Below are 20159 nucleotides of genomic sequence, written 5' to 3'. Positions count from 1 at the left end.
CCCAAATCCCGTCCAGCTTGCCCCCAACCCGGTCCCCGTCCTATCGAAAGCGGGCACGGAGGCAAGATGATCGATCGGCGGCGGATGATGGGGCTGGGCCTGATGGGGGCCGCGGGGCTGTGGCTGGGGGCGGCGCGCGCCGCCGAGCGCGATCTGCGCGGGCTCGCCACGATGACCGGCGATGTCCGCCCGATCGACGCCGCCGAACGCGCCCAGCGGATCGACGCCGCGCGCGCGCTGATGAAGGCGCACGGGCTCGACGCGGTGCTGATCGAACCCGGCGCGAGCCTGGTCTATTTCACCGGCATCGAATGGCACCGGAGCGAACGTTTGACCGCGGCGCTGATCCCCGCCGAGGGGCCGGTGCTGGTCGTCACCCCGTTTTTCGAGGAACCTTCGGTCCGCCAGACGCTCGCGATCCCGGCCGAGGTGCGGGTGTGGCAGGAGGACCAAAGCCCGTTCGCGCTGATCGCGGGCTTCCTGCGCGACAAGCGGCTCCCCGCGCGGGTGATCGGCATCGAGGAGAGCGCGCGCTTCTTCGCGAGCGACGGGCTCGCGCGGGCGACGGGGGCACGGATCGCTTCCGCGAACCCGGTGGTGCGCGGTTGCCGGATGATCAAGAGCGCGGCCGAAATCGCGCTGATGCAGAAGGCGGCGGACATCACCATCGCTGCCCTCCGTTTCGCCGTGCCCCGCATCGAGGCGGGCATGGCGCCGGGGGACATCGCCGCGCTGGTCAACGCGGCGACCGCGAAGCTCGGCGGCAGCCCTGAATTCGCGCTGGTGCTGATCGGCCCGGCCTCGGCGCTCCCGCATGGCAGCCGCGAGCCGCAGCGCGTGGCGCCCGGAGCGATGGTGCTGATGGACTGCGGCTGCGCGGTCGAGGGCTATCAGTCCGACATTTCGCGCAGCCTGGTGTTCGGCACCGCCACCGCCGAGCAGCGCCGCGTGTGGGACCAGGTGCGCGAGGGGCAGCAGATCGCCCTCAAGGCGGCGCAAGTCGGGGCTCCAGCGGGGAGCGTCGATGACGCGGTCCGTCGGCGCTACACCGGCTGGGGCTATGGCCCCGATTATCGCCTGCCCGGGCTGTCGCACCGCACCGGGCATGGCATCGGGCTCGACGGGCACGAGCCCGTCAATCTGGTGCGCGGCGAGGCGACTCGGCTCGCGCCCGGCATGTGCTTCTCGAACGAGCCGGGGCTCTATCTGCCCGGCAAGTTCGGGGTGCGGCTGGAGGATTGTTTCTACATGACCGCCGCCGGTCCGCGCTGGTTCAGCACCCCGCCGCAAAGCCTCGACGCGCCCTTGGGATAAACCCTAGATCGCAGTTTTACGAGGAGGTTAGGCAAGGTTTTGATCGGTATCGCCGGCCTAATTCAAGGCTGGCGAAAGGGAAGAGCATGGCTTGCCTGGCGATGGACATGACGGGGGGAGGGCGCAGCTCGCCGGTCGCCGAGTGGCGTGAGCGCCAGCGGCTGGCGGCGCTGCCGGTGCTCGATGCGCTCGACGTGCTCGGCCGGTTGACCCGGGCCGAGGTGCCGGCGCTGAGCGCGGTCACCAAGGCGCGGCTCGTCGTACAGCGTTCCGAACTCGCCCGCCGCGCCGAGCTCGATCCGTTCCTCACCCGCCGCCAGGCGCTGGCATTGCTCGCGCTGCGCCGCCCCTATGACAATCGGCTGCGCGAACAGATTTGCCGCTGGTCGCTGCCCACCATCGCCACCGATTGGAAGGGTTATTGCCGCGAGTCGCGTATCTGCCAGGGGATGATGCACGATCTGCTGCTCGCCGAGCAGCGCTGGTTCGCGCTTGAGGTCGGCGGGTAAGCACGCAAATCAGCTCACCGCGCCCGGCTTTCGCTTGAGCGCGCGCGCCGCGCCGCCTAGACGGAGCGCATGACTTCGACCAACGACATTCGCCGCTCATTCCTCGATTATTTCGCGCGGGAGGGCCATGCCCGCGTGCCCTCGGCGCCGCTGGTGCCGCAGAACGACCCGACGCTGATGTTCGTGAACGCCGGCATGGTGCCGTTCAAGAACGTCTTCACCGGGCTGGAGAGCCGCTCCTACGTCACCGCGACCAGTTCGCAGAAGTGCGTGCGCGCGGGCGGCAAGCATAATGATCTCGACAATGTCGGCTATACCGCGCGCCACCACACCTTCTTTGAAATGCTGGGGAATTTTTCCTTCGGCGATTATTTCAAGGAACGCGCGATCAGCCTCGCCTGGAACCTCATCACCCGCGAATGGGGCATCGCCGCCGATCGGCTGGTGGTGACCGTCTATCACACCGATGACGAGGCGTTCGAGCTGTGGCGCAAGATCGCCGGCCTGCCCGATCAACGCATCATCCGCATCCCGACCAAGGATAATTTCTGGGCGATGGGTGATAACGGCCCGTGCGGCCCGTGCTCCGAAATCTTCTACGATCACGGGAGCCACATTCCGGGCGGCCCGCCGGGATCACCGGATGAGGATGGCGACCGTTTCGTCGAAATCTGGAATCTCGTCTTCATGCAGTTCGAGCAGGCGGCGAACGAGATTGTCGGCGAGCTGCCCAAGAAATCGATCGACACCGGCATGGGGATCGAGCGCGTCGCCGCCGTGCTGCAGGGCGTGCATGACAATTATGATACCGATACCTTCAAGGCGCTGATCGCCGCTTCCACCGCGCTCACCGGTCGCGCGCCGGAAGGGGAGGCGCGCGCGAGCCACCGGGTGATCGCCGATCATTTGCGCTCGGCGGGCTTTCTGGTGGCGGATGGGGTGCTGCCCGCGAACGAGGGGCGCGGCTATGTGCTGCGCCGGATCATGCGCCGGGCGATGCGCCACGCGCATCTGCTGGGGGCGAAAGACCCGCTGATGCACCGGCTGGTGCCTGCGCTCGTCGCCGAAATGGGCGCGGCTTACCCCGAACTGGTCCGCGCCCAGCCGCTGATCGAGGCGACGCTTGCCCAGGAAGAGACCCGCTTCCGCCAAACGCTCGACAAGGGGCTGAAGCTGCTCGACGAGGCGACCGCCGGCATGGCCCCCGGCGGCACGCTGCCGGGCGAAACCGCGTTCAAGCTCTACGACACGTTCGGCTTTCCCTATGACCTGACCGAAGACGCTTTGCGCGCCCAAGGCTTCGGCGTCGATCGCGCCGGGTTCGACGCGGCGATGGCCGAGCAGAAGCGCATGGCGCGCGCCGCCTGGAAGGGATCGGGCGAGCGCGCCTCCGACGACATCTGGTTCGACATCGCCGAGGAGTTCGGCGGCACCGAATTCACCGGTTATGCGGCCGAAGAGGGCGAGGGCGCCGTGCTCGCGCTGGTGCGCGGCGGTGTACGCGTCGACCGCGCCGAGGCGGGCGAGACGGTGGACGTGGTGCTCAACCAGACGCCCTTTTACGCCGAAAGCGGCGGCCAACAGGGGGACACCGGCCGGCTGTTCGCCGAGGGCAAGGCCGCACGGGTGGAGGATACGCAGAAATATCTCGGCCGCGTTTTCGCCCACCGGGTAACGGTGGAAAGCGGCAGCATCGCGGTGGGGGATGCGCTCCATTTGCTGGTCGATGGCGCGCGGCGATCGGCGCTGCGCGCGAACCATTCCGCCACCCATTTGCTGCACGAGGCGCTGCGTGAGCGGCTTGGCGCGCATGTCGCGCAAAAGGGCAGCCTGGTCGCCCCCGATCGGCTGCGTTTCGATTTCTCGCAGCCGGTCGCGATCGAGGCGGCGCGGCTCGCCGAGGTCGAGGCCGATGTCAACGCGCATATCCGCGCCAATGGCGCGGTCGAGACGCGGCTGATGACGCCCGACGAAGCGATCGCGGAAGGGGCGATGGCGCTGTTCGGCGAGAAATATGGCGATGAGGTGCGCGTCGTCTCGATGGGTACGCGCGAGGATGGCCGCACTTATTCACTCGAACTGTGCGGGGGCACGCATGTGCGCGCACTGGGCGAGATCGGGCTGTTCAAGGTGGTGGGCGAAAGCGCCGTCTCCTCGGGCGTGCGCCGGATCGAGGCGCTGACCGGCGAGGCCGCGCGCCGCTGGTTCGCCGGGCGCGACGAGAAGCTGCGCGAGGCCGCCGCCGTGCTCAAGGCCGCGCCCGACGAGGTGCCGGCGCGCGTCGCCGCCTTGGTCGAGGACCGGCGCCGGCTGGAGCGCGAGCTGGCCGAGGCGAAGAAAGCGCTGGCGCTGGGCGGCGGCGCGGGCGCGGCGCCGGCGGGGCCGGAGAGCGTGGGCGGCGTCGCTTTCCTGGGGCAAGTGGTCGAAGGGCTCGATCCCAAAGGCTTGCGCGGCGCGGTTGACGAGCTGAAGGCGCGCCTCGGCTCGGGCGTCGCGCTGATCGTCGCGGTGAACGAAGGCCGCGCCTCGGTCGCGGTCGGCGTGACCGAGGATCTGACGGGGACGCATAACGCGGTGACGTTGCTGAAGGCGGCAGTGGCGGCACTCGGCGGCCAGGGCGGCGGCGGTCGCCCGGACATGGCGCAAGGCGGCGGACCGGACGGCGCGAAGGCGGCGGACGCGGTGGCGGCGGTTAGGGCGGTGCTGGGGGGCGCCGCCTGATATTTCCCCTCGCGTCGTCCCGGCCCCCGAGCCGGCGCGGCGCTTCTTTGTCGACCTTCGTAACGGAGCCTGGCCTCGGCCGGGAGGCCGGAGCGACTCGGTTTGGGTTCGAGGTGCCGGAGCCTGGGCTCCGCCGTTACCCCGGATTTATTCCAGCGTCCACCGCGGGCGTCGTCTTGCCGGCGTGACGCCGGGCGCAGCGGTAGATGCCGGAACAAGTCCGGCATGACATTCCCATCAAGGGCAGAAGAAAATTCTCAGCGCCCGCTCCGCGTCCTCCGCGCCGCCGCGCGAACCCAAATCACGCCGCCACCGCCCGCCGCGCCAGCTCGCACATCGACCAGATCTCGCTCAGCGCCGATACCAGCTTGTCGATATCGGCGTCCGAATGCACCGGCGAGGGCGTGATGCGCAGCCGCTCGGTACCTACCGGCACAGTCGGATAATTGATCGGCTGCACGTAAATGCCGTGATGATCGAGCAACCAATCGGAGATGCGTTTGCACTTCTTGGCGTCGCCCACCATCACCGGGATGATGTGGCTGGGGTTTTCGAGCGTCGGGATGCCGATCGCGTGGAGCCGGCGACGCACCGTCGCGACGCGCTCCTGGTGGCGCTGGCGCTCGACCTGGCTGGTCTTCAGGTGGCGGATGCTCGCCGTCGCCGCTGCCGCCAAAGCGGGGGGCAGGGCGGTGGTGAAGATGAACCCGCTCGCGAAGCTGCGCACGAAGTCGACCAGCGCCGCCGAGCCGGTGATGTACCCGCCCATCACGCCATAAGCCTTGCCGAGCGTGCCCTCGATCACGTCGATGCGGTCCATCAGCCCGCGCGCTTCCGCCACGCCGCCGCCGCGCGGGCCGTAGAGCCCCACCGCATGGACCTCGTCGATATAGGAGAGCGCGCCGTGCTTTTCGCACACTTCGATGATTTGCTCGATCGGGGCGATGTCGCCGTCCATCGAATAGACGCTTTCGAACGCGACCAGCTTGGCGCGGCCGGGTTCGACCTCGCTCAGCAGCCGGTCGAGGTCGGCCACGTCGTTATGCTTCCAGCGGCGGCATTCGGCGCGGCTGTGGCGGATGCCCTCGATCATCGAGGCGTGGTTTAAAGCGTCGGACAGCACCACGCAGTTCGGCAGCTTGGCGGCGAGCGTCGAGAGCGCCGCCCAGTTGGAGACGTAGCCCGAGGTGAACAGCAGCGCGGCTTCCTTGCCGTGCAGATCGGCGAGCTCCGCCTCCAGCTCGACATGCGCGTGGCAGGTGCCCGAGATGTTGCGCGTGCCGCCCGCGCCCGCGCCGCAGGCGTCGATCGTTTCGTGCATCGCGCTCGTCACCGCCGGGTGCTGGCCCATGCCGAGATAATCGTTCGAGCACCACACCGTCACTTCGCCGACGCCATCGTCGCGGTAGTGCGCGGCGCGCGGGAAGGCGCCGGCGCGGCGTTCCAGCTCGGCGAAGATGCGATAGCGGCCATCGGCCTTCAGCTCGTCCAGCTTCTCCGCGAAGAAAGCATCGTAGTTCATTTCTAGGGTCTCCGCTTTGAAGGTACGGCTTTTGCCGCTTGGGGTTGCGCCGCCCAGGCCCACAGTACGGCATCGCGCACCGGGAGCATGAGCAGCGCATGTTCGATCACACCGAGGAAAGCCAATCCGGCAAGCACCGTATAGCCGGCCGCGAGGCCCGGCAGGGTCGCGGCTTCGGCGGCGTGCCAGGCGAGCCAGGTCGTCCCCAGCCCGAACAGCACCGAGAAGGGAAACAGCACGTTCCACCGCGCCGCGCCGAAATAGCTTTTCAGATAAGCAAGATGCGCCGGAAACACCTCGTCCGACAGGTTGGTGACGCCAAGATAGAGGTTGAGCTTGGCGGACAGCCGCATCCCCAACAGCAGCAGGAAAGCGAGCGGCCCCGCCTGGTTCGGCCCGCCCCAGCTGACCGCGATGAGCAGCAGCGCGGTTAGGGCGAGGGCGATTTCGTGGTGGATCACCGTCGCGCTTGCCGCCTTGAAACGCGCCCAGCCGGCAAGCTCCGGCGGGCAGGGGGTGCGGCGCGGGCCGGCGACATGGCCGGTCAGGAAGCCGAGCTCGTGCCAGCCCCAGATGAGAATGGCGCTCGCCACGCTGCCATAGACCGCGCCGACGCTCGCCGAGCGGGCAAGCAGCGCGATCGCGACGAGCGCGGCGATGCTGGCGAGCCCCAGCGCCGCAAAGCTCCACTTCCACGTCCAGCGTGGCCGACTGTCCAGCCACACGATCGCCGCTGTTCCGAAGAACCAGCAGGCAAGCGCGACGAGGAGGGGCGGCACGCTCATCACCAGGCGGGCTGCAGCCGGACGGTGGCGGGGAGCGCGCTCTTTTCGGCGGGCACCAGCATCAGCCGGAGGAAGCCATAGCCGGCGGCGACGGTGAGCGCCTTGTGCTTCAGCCAGCCGCGCACCCCGCCCTGGCGCCGGGCGGCGTCCATCGCCTCGCTCACCCGCCGCATCCGCTCCATGCCGGCGCGGAAGGCGGGCGCGTCGATGTCGAGCGTCAGCGGGAAGACCTGGCGGCTGATTTCGGAGCAGATGCGATAGACGCGGTAATCATAATCGGTCGGCTCCATGCCGAGCGCGGCGTGGAAGCTCTGGCGGCCATGGTCGCGGATATACATCGTCACATACACCGCGAGCAGGAAGAACTTGATCCACAGCTTGTTGTGGCCGCGCAGCAGTTCGGGCTGGTTGCGCATCAGCAGCGCGAACGCCTCGCCGTGGCGGAACTCGTCGTTGCACCATTCCTCGAACCATTCGAAGATCGGGTGGAAGCGCAGCTCGGGGTGGCGCGCGAGATGGCGATAGATGGTGATGTAGCGCGAATAGCCGATCTTTTCGGAAAGATAGACCGCGTAGAAAATGAACTTCGGGCGGAAGTAGGTGTATTTCTTGGTCTTGGTGAGGAACGCCAGATTCACCCCGATCCCGGCGTCCTTCAGCGTATCGTTGATGAACCCCGCGTGCCGGCTCTCGTCGCGGCTCATCAGCTTCATCAGCTGCTTGATGTCGGGGTTCTTCACCCGCTTGGCGATCTCGGCATAGAGGATGCAGCCGGAAAATTCGGCGGTGAGCGAGCTCACCAGGAAATCGATGAATTCGGCGCGCAGCGGCATCGGCAGGCTTTCGATCAGCCCGTCGAACTTCTCCGTGCGGCGGAAATGGCGCTTGTTGGGATCGCTCTCCATCTCGGCGATCAGCGCATCCCATTCGCGGCGCACGCTGGAGACGTCGATCCGGTCGAGCGCGTCGAAATCGGTGGTGTAGAAGCGCGGGGTGAGCACGGTATCCTCGCGCGCGATGGCGAGTGTGTCCTCGGGCGTGGGCGTGGTGGCGTCGAGCGCGATCATGCGATCCTCCCCGGGGTGAAGCTGACTTCGTAGAGTTCGGTCATTTCGAAATGGCCGGCGAGGCGCGTCCAGGCGCGCTCGAACCAGCGCGCGCGCTCGATCGTTGCGGTGCGCTCGATCACCGCATGGCCGCCGAACGGCACGTGGATGGGATCGCCATGCACCCGCACCTTGTCCCCGGGCTGGATCAAATAGCCGCCGGCGAGCTCGACATGCGCGTGGCACGCCTTGTCGCTGTTATCGATCTCGATCCGGCAGGGCGTGTCGAAGCGGGTACGCGTGAACATCACTTGGCCTCCTTGGCCGTGAGCAGCGCCAGGAACGCGGCGCGGTTGGTCTCGCCAAAGCCGCCCAGTTCGGCGGCCCGGCCGGTGGCGGGATCGGTGAAGGTCAATTGCCCATCGCGCCACAAGGTAAGCGTGAAGGGGGCATCGGGGCCGAGCCCGCGCAAATGCCGGTCACGGGCGAAGCCGCGCAGCACGCCGCGGATGAAGCCGCTGTTCGAATTGGGCGCCTGGACCGCGACGGTCCGGCCGGTCGCCGCATCGGTGACCACCACCGCGCCATCGGCCCGGTCGGCGAAGCGCAGTTGGCGCTCGCTCACGCGCACCGAACCGCCATCGGCTGCGCGAATGGCCGCCGGTTGGGCGGCGGGCGGGAGCTGGAACACGCGCGCGCCGGTGGTGACGGTGAGCGCCGTCACCACGATCAGCCCCATCAGCGTCAGCGCGCCTTCGGGGATCGGGTTCTGGTGAACATGGCTCATGCCGCCACCGCCTTGCCGCCGCTGGTCGCGGCCTGCGGGCCGGTGACCGGGCTCAGCGCCCCGCCGCCCTGCGCGGCCTGCACGGTGCGCGCGAGCAGCATCCCGACCCGCGCCGCCTCCGGCACCGCGCGCAGCATCGGCTGGGGGTTGTTGAAGCGCCACGCGCGGGCATGTGGCCAGAGCAGCGCATAGCCGACGCCGCGCGCGCGATCGAGTCGGATCACCAGATCGCCGGTGTCATGCGGCCGCGCGCGGAAATCGACCGCGACGATCTGCGACAGCGGCAGGTTGATGCACTTGGGCACCGCCATGCCGATGCGCAGCACCAGCCGCTTGTTGGTGAGCGTGTAGCGCGTCGTCCGCGCACACACCCAGGCGAGCAGATAAAGCAAGCCGACCCCGGCCACGCCGGCGATCGTCGTCAGCACCGCGCCCGTCGGCGCGCGGCCGATCAGTGCGAGGGCGACCAGGGCGGCGAAATACGCCGCCACCGCGCCGGTGTGGAAGGCACTGCGCGCGAGCACCCCGAACGCCGGCTGCCCTTGCCACAATACACGCTCGCCGGGGGGCAGCCGCCCCGGCAGGCCGGGGATCGGCTCGATTTCATATTCGATCACAGCCAGGGCTCCGCTCGTTCAGGCAGCGCGTAGAGATAGCCGCCGCCGAAATAGGCTTGGATGCGCTCTTCCTCGTACATCGTGATCACGCCGTCGCCTTCGATGCCGGGCACATCGGCGAACTGCGCGGCGGTGATCGCGGTGACGGTGACCGTCTGCTTGGCGCGGCGCACGCTCGCCATGAACATCGGCGCGAGCACGCTGCGCCCGCTCGGCAGCGCGACCTGGAGGTAGCGCACCAGCCGGTCGGCGCGATCGACCCACAGATCGGTCACTTCGCCCGCGACCCGGCCATCGGCGCCGACCACCCGATAGCCACGCGGATCGGCGTCCTCCCGATCGACATAGAAGTCGGTGAGCGCGGAAAGCGGGGCGATGCGCGGATGGCCCTCCCAGTCAAGGTCGGGGCGCTTGGCGCGCTCGGCATAGGCGGCCGGGCCGATGCCGTCGATCAGCGGGTTGCCGGTCGGCACATAGCCCGAGCCCGGCGAGGGATCGGTGCGGCGCGCGGCGATGTTCACCGGCTCGCGGCCCTTGGTCGGGGTGGCGACGGTGCCGTGGCCGAAGGGCAGCTTGAAGAACTTGGCCGGCGCCATCAGCAGCGCGGTGCCATAGCTTTCGGGCTCGCCGGTGACATTGTCCTCGAGCGGATAGCCCTCGCGCCGGTCTTCGCGGCGCAGATAGATGATCAGCCCCAGGAAAAAGATGAAGAAGGCGTCGAGGACGACGAGCGCCCAATCGACATTGGGGGTGAGATGGTAGGTCATTATATCAGTCCTTCTCGAAGGCCGGATAGGCGGCAGGCACCGGACGCGGGGACAGAGCGCGGGGGGTAAGGTCGATCCGCCGCGCCAGCGGACCAATGGCGATGAGACCGGCGAAGAGCAGCGCGATCTCCAAATGCCAGACGAAGCTATAGCCGCTCGCCGGATCGACGAGCCCGGGGCCGAAGCGCCCGGCCATGGCGAGCGCGCCGAAACCATCGCGCAAAGCGCCGGACACGAAGATCGCGACCCCGCCCGCGCTCGCCTGCACCGCGCCCCACGCGCCGAGCGCGAGGCCGGCCTGGCCGGGCGCGGCGAGGTTCATCATCGCGAGCAAGGTGCACACGGCGAACAGCCCGCCGCCAAAGCCGATCCCGCCCGCGCCGACGCAGAGCATCGGCACCGAATGGAGCGGCGCGGACATCACCACGACCGCGAAGGCGACGATCCCGATCAGCATCCCCCAGCCGGCGAGCGCGGTCGGCACCGCGTCGCGCGCCAGCGCGCGGGCGGCGAGCGCGAAGCCGCCGATCATGCCGAGCGACCAGAGCGCCGAAAGCGCGGTCGTCTCGCCCACGTTCAGGCCGAGCACATGGCCGCCATAGGGTTCGAGCAGAATGTCCTGCATCGTGAAGCCCGCCGCGCCCAAGGCGATCGCGACGAGCAGCCGGCGCACGCGCGGCACCGCGACCAGTTCGTGCCAGCGCCCGGCGAAGTCGACCGTGTCGACGCTCGCCCGGCTGCGCCCGCCGACGACGCGCGCCTCCTGCTTCCACAGGGCGACGACGTTGAGCAGCATCGAGAGCGCCGCTGTCCCCTGGATCACCTGCACCAGCCGGGTGGGCTCGAAATCGCCGAGCAGCTGGCCGAACAGCAGCGAGGCGAGCGCCATCCCGCCCAGCAGCATCACCTGCAGCAGCGCCACGACGCGCGGGCGCTTGTCCGCCGGCGAAAGGTCGGTCGCGAGCGCGAGGCCGGCGGTTTGCGCGGTCGCCATTCCGGCGCCAACCAGCAGGAACGCGATGCTCGCGCCGATCACCCCCGCCCAGGCGCCGGCCAGCTCCCCGCGTCCGGTGAGCAGGATCAGCGCGAACGGCATGATCGCGAGCCCGCCAAACTGCATCAGCGCGCCGAACCAGATATAGGGCACGCGCCGCCAGCCCAGGATCGAGACGTGATTATCTGACTTATAACCGATCAGCGCGCGCGCCGGGGCGAACAGGAGCGGCAGCGCGACCAGCACCGCGACCAGGCTCGCCGGCACGCCGATCTCGACGATCATCACCCGGTTGAGAGTGAAGTTGATCAGGACGAAGGCGAGCCCGATCGACACCTGGAACAACGACAGCCGCAGCAGCCGGGGCAGCGGCAGATCCTCGCTCGCCGCGTCGGCGAAGGGGAGGAATTTGGTGCCGAGGCGGACCCAGAGCCCGGTCATGGCCGCAACTCCAGCGCGTGGCTGATGTAGAAGCCGCTCGTCACGCGCATCTCGCGCCGCACATTGCCGGGCAGCATCGCCTTGAGCCGGGCAGGCGCGATCGGCTCGATCGCGGGCGAGCGGTCGCCGCGCGGGAACAGCTTGCCCACCGCGTGCATCGCGGTGAGCGCCGGGGTGCGCGGGGCGACGGTGAACAGCAGCGCCTGCGTTCGCGCGCCGAGCGCCGCCGCGGTCGCCGCGATATCCTGCGCGCGGTAATGGATCAGCGAGTCCATCGCGACGACGAAATCAAAGCGGCCAAGCGCGGGATCGAGCATGTCGCCCACCCGCCAGTCGATCGGCAGGCCCCCGGCGCGGCGGCGCGCGACATCGACCAGATTCCCGGCAATGTCGATCGCGACGACATCGGCGCCCCGCGCGGCGGCCTCGATCGAAAGCGCGCCGGTGCCGCACCCGGCGTCGAGCAGACGCGCGCCGCGGAGATCGGCGCCCATCCAATCGAGCAGCGTCGCGCGCATCCGGTCGCGCCCGGCGCGCACCGTCGCGCGGACGCCGGAGACGGGCGCGTCGCTGGTCAATTGCTCCCACGCCTGCGCGGCCGTGCGATCGAAATAGGTTTCGAGCGCGTCGCGGCGGGCGAGGAAGGGGGTGCTCGCCATCACTCGAACCCCAGGAATTCGAAGATGTCGCGGTCCTTCATCGCCTGCGCCTGGCAGGGTTCGATCCCCGCCCACATCGTAGCGGCGAGCCGCAGATATTCCTGCCGCGCGGCCTCCACTTCCGGGCTGTCGGGCATTTCGAACAAAGTGCACTTTTTCAGGCGCGAGCGGCGGATCGCGTCGAGATCGGGCAGATGCGCGAGCCGTTCGAGCCCGGTCGCCTCGCAAAAGCGGTCGATCTCGTCGGTCGCGGCGGAGCGGTTGGCGATGCAGCCGGCGAGGCGGACATCGTAATTCTTGGCCTTGGCGCCGATCGCCGCGATGATCCGGTTCATCGCGAAGATGCTGTCGAAATCATTGGCCGTCACGATCACCGCGCGCTCGGCATGTTGCAAAGGCGCCGCGAACCCGCCGCACACCACATCGCCCAGCACGTCGAACAGCACGACGTCGGTATCCTCGAGCAGATGGTGCTGCTTCAGCAGCTTCACCGTCTGTCCCACCACATAGCCGCCGCAGCCGGTGCCCGCCGGGGGACCGCCCGCCTCGACGCACATCACCCCGTTGAAGCCCTCGAACATATAGTCTTCGGGGCGCAGTTCCTCGCTGTGGAACTCGACCTGTTCGAGCACGTCGATCACCGTCGGCATCAGCTTCTTGGTGAGGGTGAAGGTACTGTCGTGCTTGGGATCGCAGCCGATCTGCAGAACGCGTTTGCCGAGCAGCGAGAAGGCGGCGGAAAGGTTCGACGAGGTGGTCGACTTGCCGATCCCGCCCTTGCCATAGACCGCGAACACTTTGGCGGTGCCGATCCGGTCGGCGGGATCGATCCGCACCTGAACGCTGCCTTCGCCATCGGGGCGACTGATAGGGGGATCGAGCAACGCCATACTTAGCTCCTCATGCCGCGGCCGCGGGGGCAAGCCCCTCGAGCGCGTCTTCAAGATCGTCGGCGGCATTTTGCAGCGCGGCGAGGGTTTCGGGGTCGGGCTGCCAATAGGCGCGGTCATTCGCCTCCAGCAGCCGCTGGGCGAGCCGGTTGGCCGCCTTCGGGTTGAGCGCGGCGAGCCGATCGCGCATCTCGGCGTCGAGCACGAAGGTTTCGGCGGCGCGCTGATAGACCCAGGGGGCGACATCGCCGGTCGTGGCGCTCCAGCCCATCGTCGCGGTCATATGCGCTTCGATCGCGCGCACGCCTTCGGCGCCGTGGCGCAGCATCCCTTCGTGCCATACGGGGTTGAGCAGGCGGGTGCGCGTCTCCAGCGCCACCTGCTCGCCGAGCGTGCGGACTTTGGCCGACCCTTGCGTCGCGTCGAGGATATAGACCGGCGCTTCTTGCCCTCGCGCCCGCGCGATCGAACGGCTGATCCCGCCCAGCGTATCGACATATTGATCGATGTCGGTGACGCCGAGCTCGACCGAGTCGAGATTCTGGTACGCCAGCTCGACATCGGCGAGCGCGGCCTTGAGCAATTCGGGCCGCCGCTCGGGCGTGCCGCGCACACCGTAAGCGAAGCCCTTTTGGCGCTCGAACACCTCGGCGAGTTCGTCGGGGTCGGTCCAGGCGCCATTGTCGATCAGCAGGTTGACGTTGGCGCCGTAGGCTCCTTGCGCGTTGGAGAAGACGCGCAGCGCGGCGGTTTCCAGGTCGCAGCCATTGGCTTGCTGATAGGCAAGCGCGTGGGCACGAACGAAATTCCGGTCGAGCGGTTCGTCGGCTTGCGCCGCGAGCAGCGCCGCCTCGGCGAGCATCCGCGTCTGCAACGGCAGCAGGTCGCGGAAAATGCCCGACAGGGTGATGACGACATCAACCCGCGCCCGGCCGAGTTCGTTTAGCGGCACCAGCTCGGCACCCGCCAGCCGGCCATAGCCATCATAGCGCGGCCGCGCCCCGATCAGCGCGAGCGCTTGGGCGATCTGCGCGCCGTCCGACTTCAGATTGTCGGTACCCCACAGAACCATTGCCAGGCTCTTGGGGAGCGCGCCGCTGGTCACCTGGTGGCGGGCGAGCAGCGCCTCGGCCTGCGCCGCGCCCTCGCTCAGCGCGAAGGCGCTGGGGATGCGGAAGGGATCGAAGCCGTGCAGGTTGCGGCCCGTGGGCAGCACCGCCGGGTTGCGCACCAGATCGCCGCCGGGGGCGGGGCGGACGAATCCGCCATCGAGCGCATGGATCAGCGCGCCAAGCTCATCATTATGGGCAAGCGCGCGGTCGATCGCAGCGCGGTCGGCATCGGGCGAGGCGGTGGCGATCGTCTCGACCCAGCCCGCGCGGACCTCGGGAGCGGGAGCCTCGCCCAGCACATGGAGGCCGTGCGGGATCAGCTCGCGCTCGACTTCGTAGAGCCGCCCGGCGAGGCTTTCGATATCGCCCTCCAGATCGATCGCGGTGGCGCGCTCGGCGATCAGCGGTTCGAGCCGGTCGCGCTCGGCGGCGTCGGGCGAGCCGCGCCAGCGTTCGATCAACCCCTTCAGCTCGGCGAGCCCCTTATAGAGCCCGCTCTGCGCCAGCGGCGGGGTCAGGTAGCTGATGAGGGTGGCGCCTGAACGGCGCTTGGCGAGCAGCCCTTCGCTCGGGTTGTTGGCGGCGTAGAGGTAGAAATTGGGCAGCGCGCCGATCAGCCGTTCGGGCCAGCATTCGGCGGAAAGCCCCGCCTGCTTGCCGGGCATGAATTCGAGCGCGCCATGCGTGCCGAAATGGAGCACGGCGTCCGCGCCGAAATCCTCCGCGATCCAGCGATAGAAGGCGCTGAAGGCGTGGGTGGGGGCGAAGCGGCGCTCGAACAGCAGCCGCATCGGATCGCCCTCATAGCCCATCGAGGGCTGCAGGCCGACGAACACTTGGCCGAATTGCGCGCCGAGGATCTGGATCGCGCCGCCATCGGCCTGTTGCTTGCCCGGCGCCGGTCCCCAGGCGGCCTCGATCAGCGATAAGTGGCGCTCGCGGCGGACATGCTCGTCGGCGCTCACCCGCGCGGCGACATTGGCATCGGCGCCGTAGCGCGTGGCATTGCCCTCCAGCACCGCCGCGCGCAGCGCTTCGACCGAGGGCGGCGGGGTCAGCTGGTAACCCTCGGCCGCCAGCCGGTGGAGTGTCGCGTGGAGCGATTCCCACACCGCCAGATGCGCGGCGGTGCCGGCGGCGCCGGCATTGGGCGGGAAGTTGAACAGCACGATCGCGAGCTTGCGCTGGGCGCGCGCTGCCCGGCGCAGCGCGACAAGGCCTCCGACGCGCGCGGCAAGGGCTTCGGCGCGCTCCGGACAGCCCCGCATTGCCCGCGCCACGCCCCCGGCGGGGTGAACGCAAGCCTTGGCGCACCCCTCGCACGCCACCCCCGCGCCGTCGCTACGGCCGCCGAACACGCTTGGAGAGATAGCACCGTCAAGCTCGGGGATGGCGACCATCATCGTCGCCTCGAGCGGGAGGAGCCCGGCCTCGCCCCGGCCCCATTGCTCCAGCGTCTGGAACTCGATCGGGTGCGCCGCGACATAGGGAAGATCGAGCTTCGCCAGGATTTCCTCGGCGGCGTGCGCATCGTTATACGCCGGCCCGCCGACCAGCGAAAAGCCGGTCAAGGAGACGATCGCGTCGACGCTCGCCCGGCCGCCCTCCATGAAGAAGCGCTCGACCGCCGGCCGCGCGTCGAGCCCGCTCGCGAAGGCGGGCACCACCGCCAACCCTCGCGCCTCCAGCGCCGCGATCACCCCGTCATAATGGGCGGTGTCGCGTGCGAGCAGATAGGAGCGCAGCAGCAGCAGCCCGACCCGGCCCTTCGCCCCGGCGGGCACCGGCAGCGCCTCGGCCCGCTCACGCAGGCGATCGGGCCAGGCGGGGTGATAGACGCCGACTTCGGGATAATCGCGCGGCGGCTCGGCGCGGCACGCACCCTTCAGCGCGCCGCTCGCATAGCGATCGACCAGCGCGCGGATCATCGCGAGCACATTGTCGTCCGACCCCGCCAGCCAATATTGCAGCGTCAGGAAATAGGCCCGCACATCCTGCGCGGTGCCGGGGATGAAGCGCAGCAATTTCGGCAGGCGGCGCAGCATCTTCATCTGCCCCGCGCCCGAAGAAGCGCCAGGCTTGGCCGAGCCGCGCAGCTTCTTGAGCAAGGCGAGCGGTCCCTTGGCGGGCGCGTCCATGCGGTAGCCACCGAGCCGAGTGAGCCGCACGACCTCGGCGCCCGACATCAGTCCGACAAACGCATCGCACTCCTCGCGCCGCGCCTGGAAGGCGGGGAGCACGGCGCGGATATGATCGTCGAGGAACAGCATCGTCGCGATGATGATGTCCGCCTGGGCGATGTCGGCGCGGGCCGCCTCGAGCGCGCCGTCGACGCGCTCCCAATCGCTCGCAGCGTGGAAGCCGACGCTGATGCCTTGGTGCGCGAGGTTCGCCCGCGCGCGTTCGACCGCACCGGCGAGGTGGTTGTCGAGCGTCACGATTACGACGCGATAGGGGGCGCTACCGGGCATAATGCGCCTTCGCCTCGTAGAGCGTGTCCAAGGTGATGTGGGCGATGCCGCGCTCGGCGGCGAACGCCTCGGTATTGCGGCGGGCCTTGCCGCGCACGAAGAACGGGATCTTGCGAAGTTCCTGCTCGGCCTCGGGCGCCCAGTGGGTTGCTTCGGCGACTGTCGGCGCGGGTTCGGCGGGGGCGGCGTGGGCGCCGAGATGGCTGGCGCCAGCGTCGTCCGAGAACTCGAAATCGTCACGGAACATCGTCAGCAGATGCTCCTCCAGCCCCATGACGAGCGGGTGGACCCAGCTGTCGAACAGCACGTTGGCGCCCTCGAACCCCATTTGCGGCGAATAGCGCGCGGGGAAATCCTGGACGTGGACCGGCGCCGAGATCACCGCGCAGGGGATGCGCAGACGCTTGGCGATGTGGCGCTCCATCTGCGTGCCGAGCACCAGTTCGGGCTGCGCTTCCTGGATCGCGCGCTCGACCGCGAGATAATCGTCGGTGACGAGCGGGGTGAGGCCGTGGTCGCGTGCCGCCGCCTTGATCTCGCGGGCGAATTCGCGGTTGTAGCAACCCAGCCCGACGACCTCGAACCCCAGCTCGTCGCGCGCGACGCGGGCGGCGGCGATGGCGTGCGTGGCGTCGCCGAAGATGAAGACGCGCTTGCCGGTGAGATAGGTCGAATCGACCGAACGGCTCCACCAGGGCAGGTTGCTGGGCAGCGCGGGGGCGGGATCGACGCCGGCGACCGCGGCGACCTCGGCGATGAAATCGCGCGTCGCGCCTTCGCCGATCGGCACGGTGCGCACCGTCTTCTGGCCGAAGCTGCGCTCCAGCCAGCGCGCGGCGGTGTCGCCGATCTCGGGGTAAAGCAGGATGTTGAAGTCGGCCGCGCCGATCGTCGCGATCTCGGCGGGCGTCGCGCCGCGCGGGGCGACAAGATGGAGGTCGATGCCGAGCTGGTCGAGAAGCTTGGTCACCTCGATCACGTCGTCGCGGTGGCGGAAACCGAGCGCGGTCGGCCCGAGCAGATTGGCGCGCGGCCGGCGCCCCTCGCGCGGGGGCGGGGTGACGCTCTTGTCGGCAAGGTGGCGGACGATCTGGTAGAAGGTCTCGCCCGCGCCCCAATTCTCCTTGCGGGTATAGCTTGGCAGTTCGAGCGGGATGACCGGGCACGGGAGGCTGAGCGCCGAGGCGAGGCCGGCGGGATCGTCCTGGATCAGTTCGGCGGTGCAGCTGCTGCCGACGAGCATCGCCTGCGGGGCGAAGCGGGCATGGGCCTCGCGCGCCGCTTGCTGGAACAGCTCGGCGGTGTCCTTGCCCAGGTCGCGCGCCTGGAAGGTGGTGTAGGTGACGGGCGGGCGCCGGCGCGAACGCTCGATCATCGTGAACAGCAGGTCGGCGTAGGTATCGCCCTGTGGCGCATGGAGGACGTAGTGGACGCCCTCCATCGCGGTCGCGATGCGCATCGCGCCGACATGCGGCGGGCCTTCATAGGTCCACACGGTCAGCTGCATGGACGCTCTCCGTTCATACCCGCAGCACCTCCCGCCGCCGTAGCGGACGCGCGAACAGCTCGGCGAGGTCGCCCGCCTGGTCAAAGCCGTGGATCGGCGAGAAGACCAGCTCGATCGCCCATTTCGTGGTGAAGCCCTCGGCTTCGAGCGGGTTGGCGAGGCCGAGGCCGCACACCGTCAGGTCGGGCCGCGTCGCGCGCACCCGGTCGAGCTGGCGCTCGACATCCTGCCCTTCGCTCAGCTGGACGCCTTCGGGCAGCAGTTCCAGCTCGCGCGCGAGGTGGCGGCGGTGGAGATACGGCGTGCCAACCTCGATCGGCGTCATTCCCAATTCGGTCGCGAGAAAGCGCGCGAGCGGTATTTCGAGCTGCGAGTCGGGCAGCAGGAACAAGGTCTTGCCGGCGAGCCGCTCGGCGGGGCGCGCCAGCGCACGCTTGGCGCGTTCGCGGTGCGGGGCGAGCACGCCGCGCGCGTGCAACTCATCGATGCCGAACGCGCGCGCGGCGGCCAGGAACCAGTCGGTGCTGCCCTCGGCGCCGAGCGGGAACAGCGCGTCGATCCGCACCGCGCCGCGATCCTCCAGCGCGCGCGCGGTTTCGCCGAGAAAGGGCTGGGCGAGCAGATAGCGTGTCCCGGTGCCGACGGCCGGCAATTCGGCCGCGCGCCGCGCCGGCAGCCAGCGTACGCGATCGATCCCGAGCGTCGCGAACAGTCGGCTGAACTGGTCCTCGACAATGTCGGGCAAGGTGCCGACCACCAGCAGCTGCGCGGCTTCGTCGCGTGGCAGCGTCGGCACCAGCGCGGCGAGGCAGGCATCCTCGCCCTCCGTGAAAGTCGTCTCGATGCCGCTGCCCGAATAGCTCAGCACCCGCACGCCCGGGTGCCGCGCGTCGAGCCGCGCCGCCGCCTTGGCGAGATCGAGCTTGATCACCTCCGACGGGCACGAGCCGACCAGGAACAGCTGGCGAATGTCGCCGCGGCGCGCGAGCAGCTCGCTCACCACCCGGTCGAGCTCTTCCTGCGCATCGGCCATGCCGGCGAGGTCGCGCTCTTCGATGATCGCGGTGCCGAAGCGCGGCTCGGCGAAGATCATCACCCCGGCCGCCGATTGCAGCAGATGCGCGCAGGTGCGCGAGCCGACCACCAAGAAGAAAGCGTCCTGCAGTTTGCGGTGCAGCCAGATGATGCCGGTGAGCCCGCAAAATACTTCACGCTGGCCGCGCTCGCGCAGCACCGGGCGGCAATCGGCGCGGTCGAGGGGGCGGGTGCTCATGCCGCCGCCAGCGCCCCGCCGGGCGCCGCCTCCCGCGCCGCCTGCAACCGCGCCGCGCGCAGCTTCAGCACGAACTGGCCGGCGTTGATCACGTAGGTCGCATAGGCCGCGAGCGCGAGCAGCATCAGCGCGCGGGGACTGAGCAGGCCGCCGTAGAGCGCACCCAGATACGCGCTGTGCAGCGCCAGCACGAGCATGGAGAACACGTCTTCCCAGAAAAAGGCGGGGGCGAACAGCCAACGGCCGAACACCACCTTCTCCCAGATCGAGCCCGTGATCATGATCGCGTAGAGCGTGAGCGTCTTGACCACGACCGAGAGCGCCGCCGCCTGCTCGCCCTGGCCCGTCGCCAGGTAGCGGAGCACCAGCGCCAGACTCACCAGGAACACGAGGAATTGGATCGGCGCCAGCACGCCTTGAACGATGGTCCACCCGCTCGCGTCGCGGCGGCGGCGTTCTTCGGGCGTGTAGAGCGCCGAGGGCGCGCGCCGCTCCGCGTCTTTCTGGCCCTGATGCCGCGCTCTTGTCACCGCTGTGCCCTTTGCTCGAGGCAAAGCGAAGATTAGGCCTGCACGCGGAACAGTGTCAATTCGATTTTACGTCAATCTGGCTGGACGAACCCGTTTCGCTGTGGCACTCCCCTATTGTCACGTCGGCGTAAAGGACGTACTTTCCACAATACGTCCGGCAAGGACTCGACCATGCTTATCGCGCGCTGCGATTGCTTGAGCGTCGACATTGCCG

17 protein-coding genes are annotated in these 20159 nt (G+C 69.0%); 3 read left to right on the top strand and 14 right to left on the bottom strand.

The window, feature by feature from the left end:
* Window positions 1–84 precede the first annotated feature (84 nt).
* The 3 genes from K2X73_RS02680 to alaS all read left to right on the top strand — a co-directional run bounded on the left by K2X73_RS02680 (window position 85) and on the right by alaS (window position 4544).
* Window positions 85–1314, top strand: a complete 1230-nt coding sequence (locus tag K2X73_RS02680) for a Xaa-Pro peptidase family protein (RefSeq protein ID WP_294108364.1) — start codon at window positions 85–87, stop codon at window positions 1312–1314.
* Between the two features lie 101 nt (window positions 1315–1415).
* On the top strand, window positions 1416–1823 hold the full coding sequence (locus K2X73_RS02675) for a hypothetical protein (protein ID WP_294108293.1): 408 nt from the start codon (window positions 1416–1418) through the stop codon (window positions 1821–1823).
* A 69-nt stretch (window positions 1824–1892) separates the two neighbouring features.
* On the top strand, window positions 1893–4544 hold the full coding sequence (alaS, locus tag K2X73_RS02670) for an alanine--tRNA ligase (protein WP_294108291.1): 2652 nt from the start codon (window positions 1893–1895) through the stop codon (window positions 4542–4544).
* Between the two features lie 301 nt (window positions 4545–4845).
* Here the strand turns inward: alaS and hemA are convergent, their stop codons facing one another.
* From hemA to bchF, 14 genes are read right to left on the bottom strand one after another with little or no spacing between them, the layout of a single operon-like run.
* Window positions 4846–6066 carry a 5-aminolevulinate synthase gene (hemA, locus tag K2X73_RS02665; protein ID WP_294108289.1) on the bottom strand — a complete coding sequence of 407 codons (1221 nt, stop codon included), beginning with the start codon at window positions 6064–6066 and terminating at the stop codon, window positions 4846–4848.
* A gap of 2 nt (window positions 6067–6068) precedes the next feature.
* Complete coding sequence (gene puhE, locus K2X73_RS02660; RefSeq protein WP_294108287.1) at window positions 6069–6851, bottom strand: putative photosynthetic complex assembly protein PuhE; 783 nt, start codon at window positions 6849–6851, stop codon at window positions 6069–6071.
* Entirely contained in the window at window positions 6851–7918 is a 1068-nt protein-coding gene (gene acsF, locus K2X73_RS02655) for a magnesium-protoporphyrin IX monomethyl ester (oxidative) cyclase (protein ID WP_294108285.1), read from the bottom strand. The genes puhE and acsF overlap by 1 nt, the downstream gene beginning before the upstream one ends.
* The gene (locus tag K2X73_RS02650; protein ID WP_294108283.1) at window positions 7915–8205 is read right to left on the bottom strand and encodes a hypothetical protein; all 291 of its coding nucleotides are present in this window, start codon (window positions 8203–8205) and stop codon (window positions 7915–7917) included. The genes acsF and K2X73_RS02650 overlap by 4 nt, the downstream gene beginning before the upstream one ends.
* A complete protein-coding gene (gene puhC / locus K2X73_RS02645) occupies window positions 8205–8684 on the bottom strand; it encodes a photosynthetic complex assembly protein PuhC (RefSeq protein WP_294108278.1) in 480 nt (159 codons plus the stop codon). Before puhC ends, K2X73_RS02650 begins: the two co-directional genes overlap by 1 nt.
* Window positions 8681–9301, bottom strand: a complete 621-nt coding sequence (puhB, locus tag K2X73_RS02640) for a photosynthetic complex putative assembly protein PuhB (RefSeq protein WP_294108276.1) — start codon at window positions 9299–9301, stop codon at window positions 8681–8683. Before puhB ends, puhC begins: the two co-directional genes overlap by 4 nt.
* On the bottom strand, window positions 9298–10068 hold the full coding sequence (gene puhA / locus K2X73_RS02635; protein WP_294108272.1) for a photosynthetic reaction center subunit H: 771 nt from the start codon (window positions 10066–10068) through the stop codon (window positions 9298–9300). The genes puhB and puhA overlap by 4 nt, the downstream gene beginning before the upstream one ends.
* Before the next feature lie 4 nt (window positions 10069–10072).
* A complete protein-coding gene (locus tag K2X73_RS02630) occupies window positions 10073–11503 on the bottom strand; it encodes a BCD family MFS transporter (protein WP_294108270.1) in 1431 nt (476 codons plus the stop codon).
* The gene (gene bchM / locus K2X73_RS02625; RefSeq protein ID WP_294108268.1) at window positions 11500–12162 is read right to left on the bottom strand and encodes a magnesium protoporphyrin IX methyltransferase; all 663 of its coding nucleotides are present in this window, start codon (window positions 12160–12162) and stop codon (window positions 11500–11502) included. The genes K2X73_RS02630 and bchM overlap by 4 nt, the downstream gene beginning before the upstream one ends.
* Window positions 12162–13052: a ferredoxin:protochlorophyllide reductase (ATP-dependent) iron-sulfur ATP-binding protein gene (gene bchL, locus K2X73_RS02620; RefSeq protein WP_294108267.1), complete on the bottom strand. Its 891-nt coding sequence runs from the start codon at window positions 13050–13052 to the stop codon at window positions 12162–12164. The genes bchM and bchL overlap by 1 nt, the downstream gene beginning before the upstream one ends.
* Before the next feature lie 10 nt (window positions 13053–13062).
* A complete protein-coding gene (locus K2X73_RS02615; RefSeq protein WP_294108266.1) occupies window positions 13063–16635 on the bottom strand; it encodes a magnesium chelatase subunit H in 3573 nt (1190 codons plus the stop codon).
* Window positions 16625–18142: a ferredoxin:protochlorophyllide reductase (ATP-dependent) subunit B gene (gene bchB, locus K2X73_RS02610; protein WP_294108265.1), complete on the bottom strand. Its 1518-nt coding sequence runs from the start codon at window positions 18140–18142 to the stop codon at window positions 16625–16627. The genes K2X73_RS02615 and bchB overlap by 11 nt, the downstream gene beginning before the upstream one ends.
* Before the next feature lie 13 nt (window positions 18143–18155).
* Window positions 18156–19415: a ferredoxin:protochlorophyllide reductase (ATP-dependent) subunit N gene (locus tag K2X73_RS02605; RefSeq protein WP_294108264.1), complete on the bottom strand. Its 1260-nt coding sequence runs from the start codon at window positions 19413–19415 to the stop codon at window positions 18156–18158.
* Entirely contained in the window at window positions 19412–19945 is a 534-nt protein-coding gene (gene bchF, locus K2X73_RS02600) for a 2-vinyl bacteriochlorophyllide hydratase (RefSeq protein ID WP_294108263.1), read from the bottom strand. Before bchF ends, K2X73_RS02605 begins: the two co-directional genes overlap by 4 nt.
* Window positions 19946–20159 lie beyond the last annotated feature (214 nt).

The sequence above is a fragment of the Sphingomonas sp. genome (assembly GCF_019746665.1).
Taxonomy (GTDB): Bacteria; Pseudomonadota; Alphaproteobacteria; order Sphingomonadales; family Sphingomonadaceae; genus Sphingomonas.
Note: the sequence above shows the minus strand (reverse complement) of the source record. Positions and strands in the feature narration are given on the sequence as shown.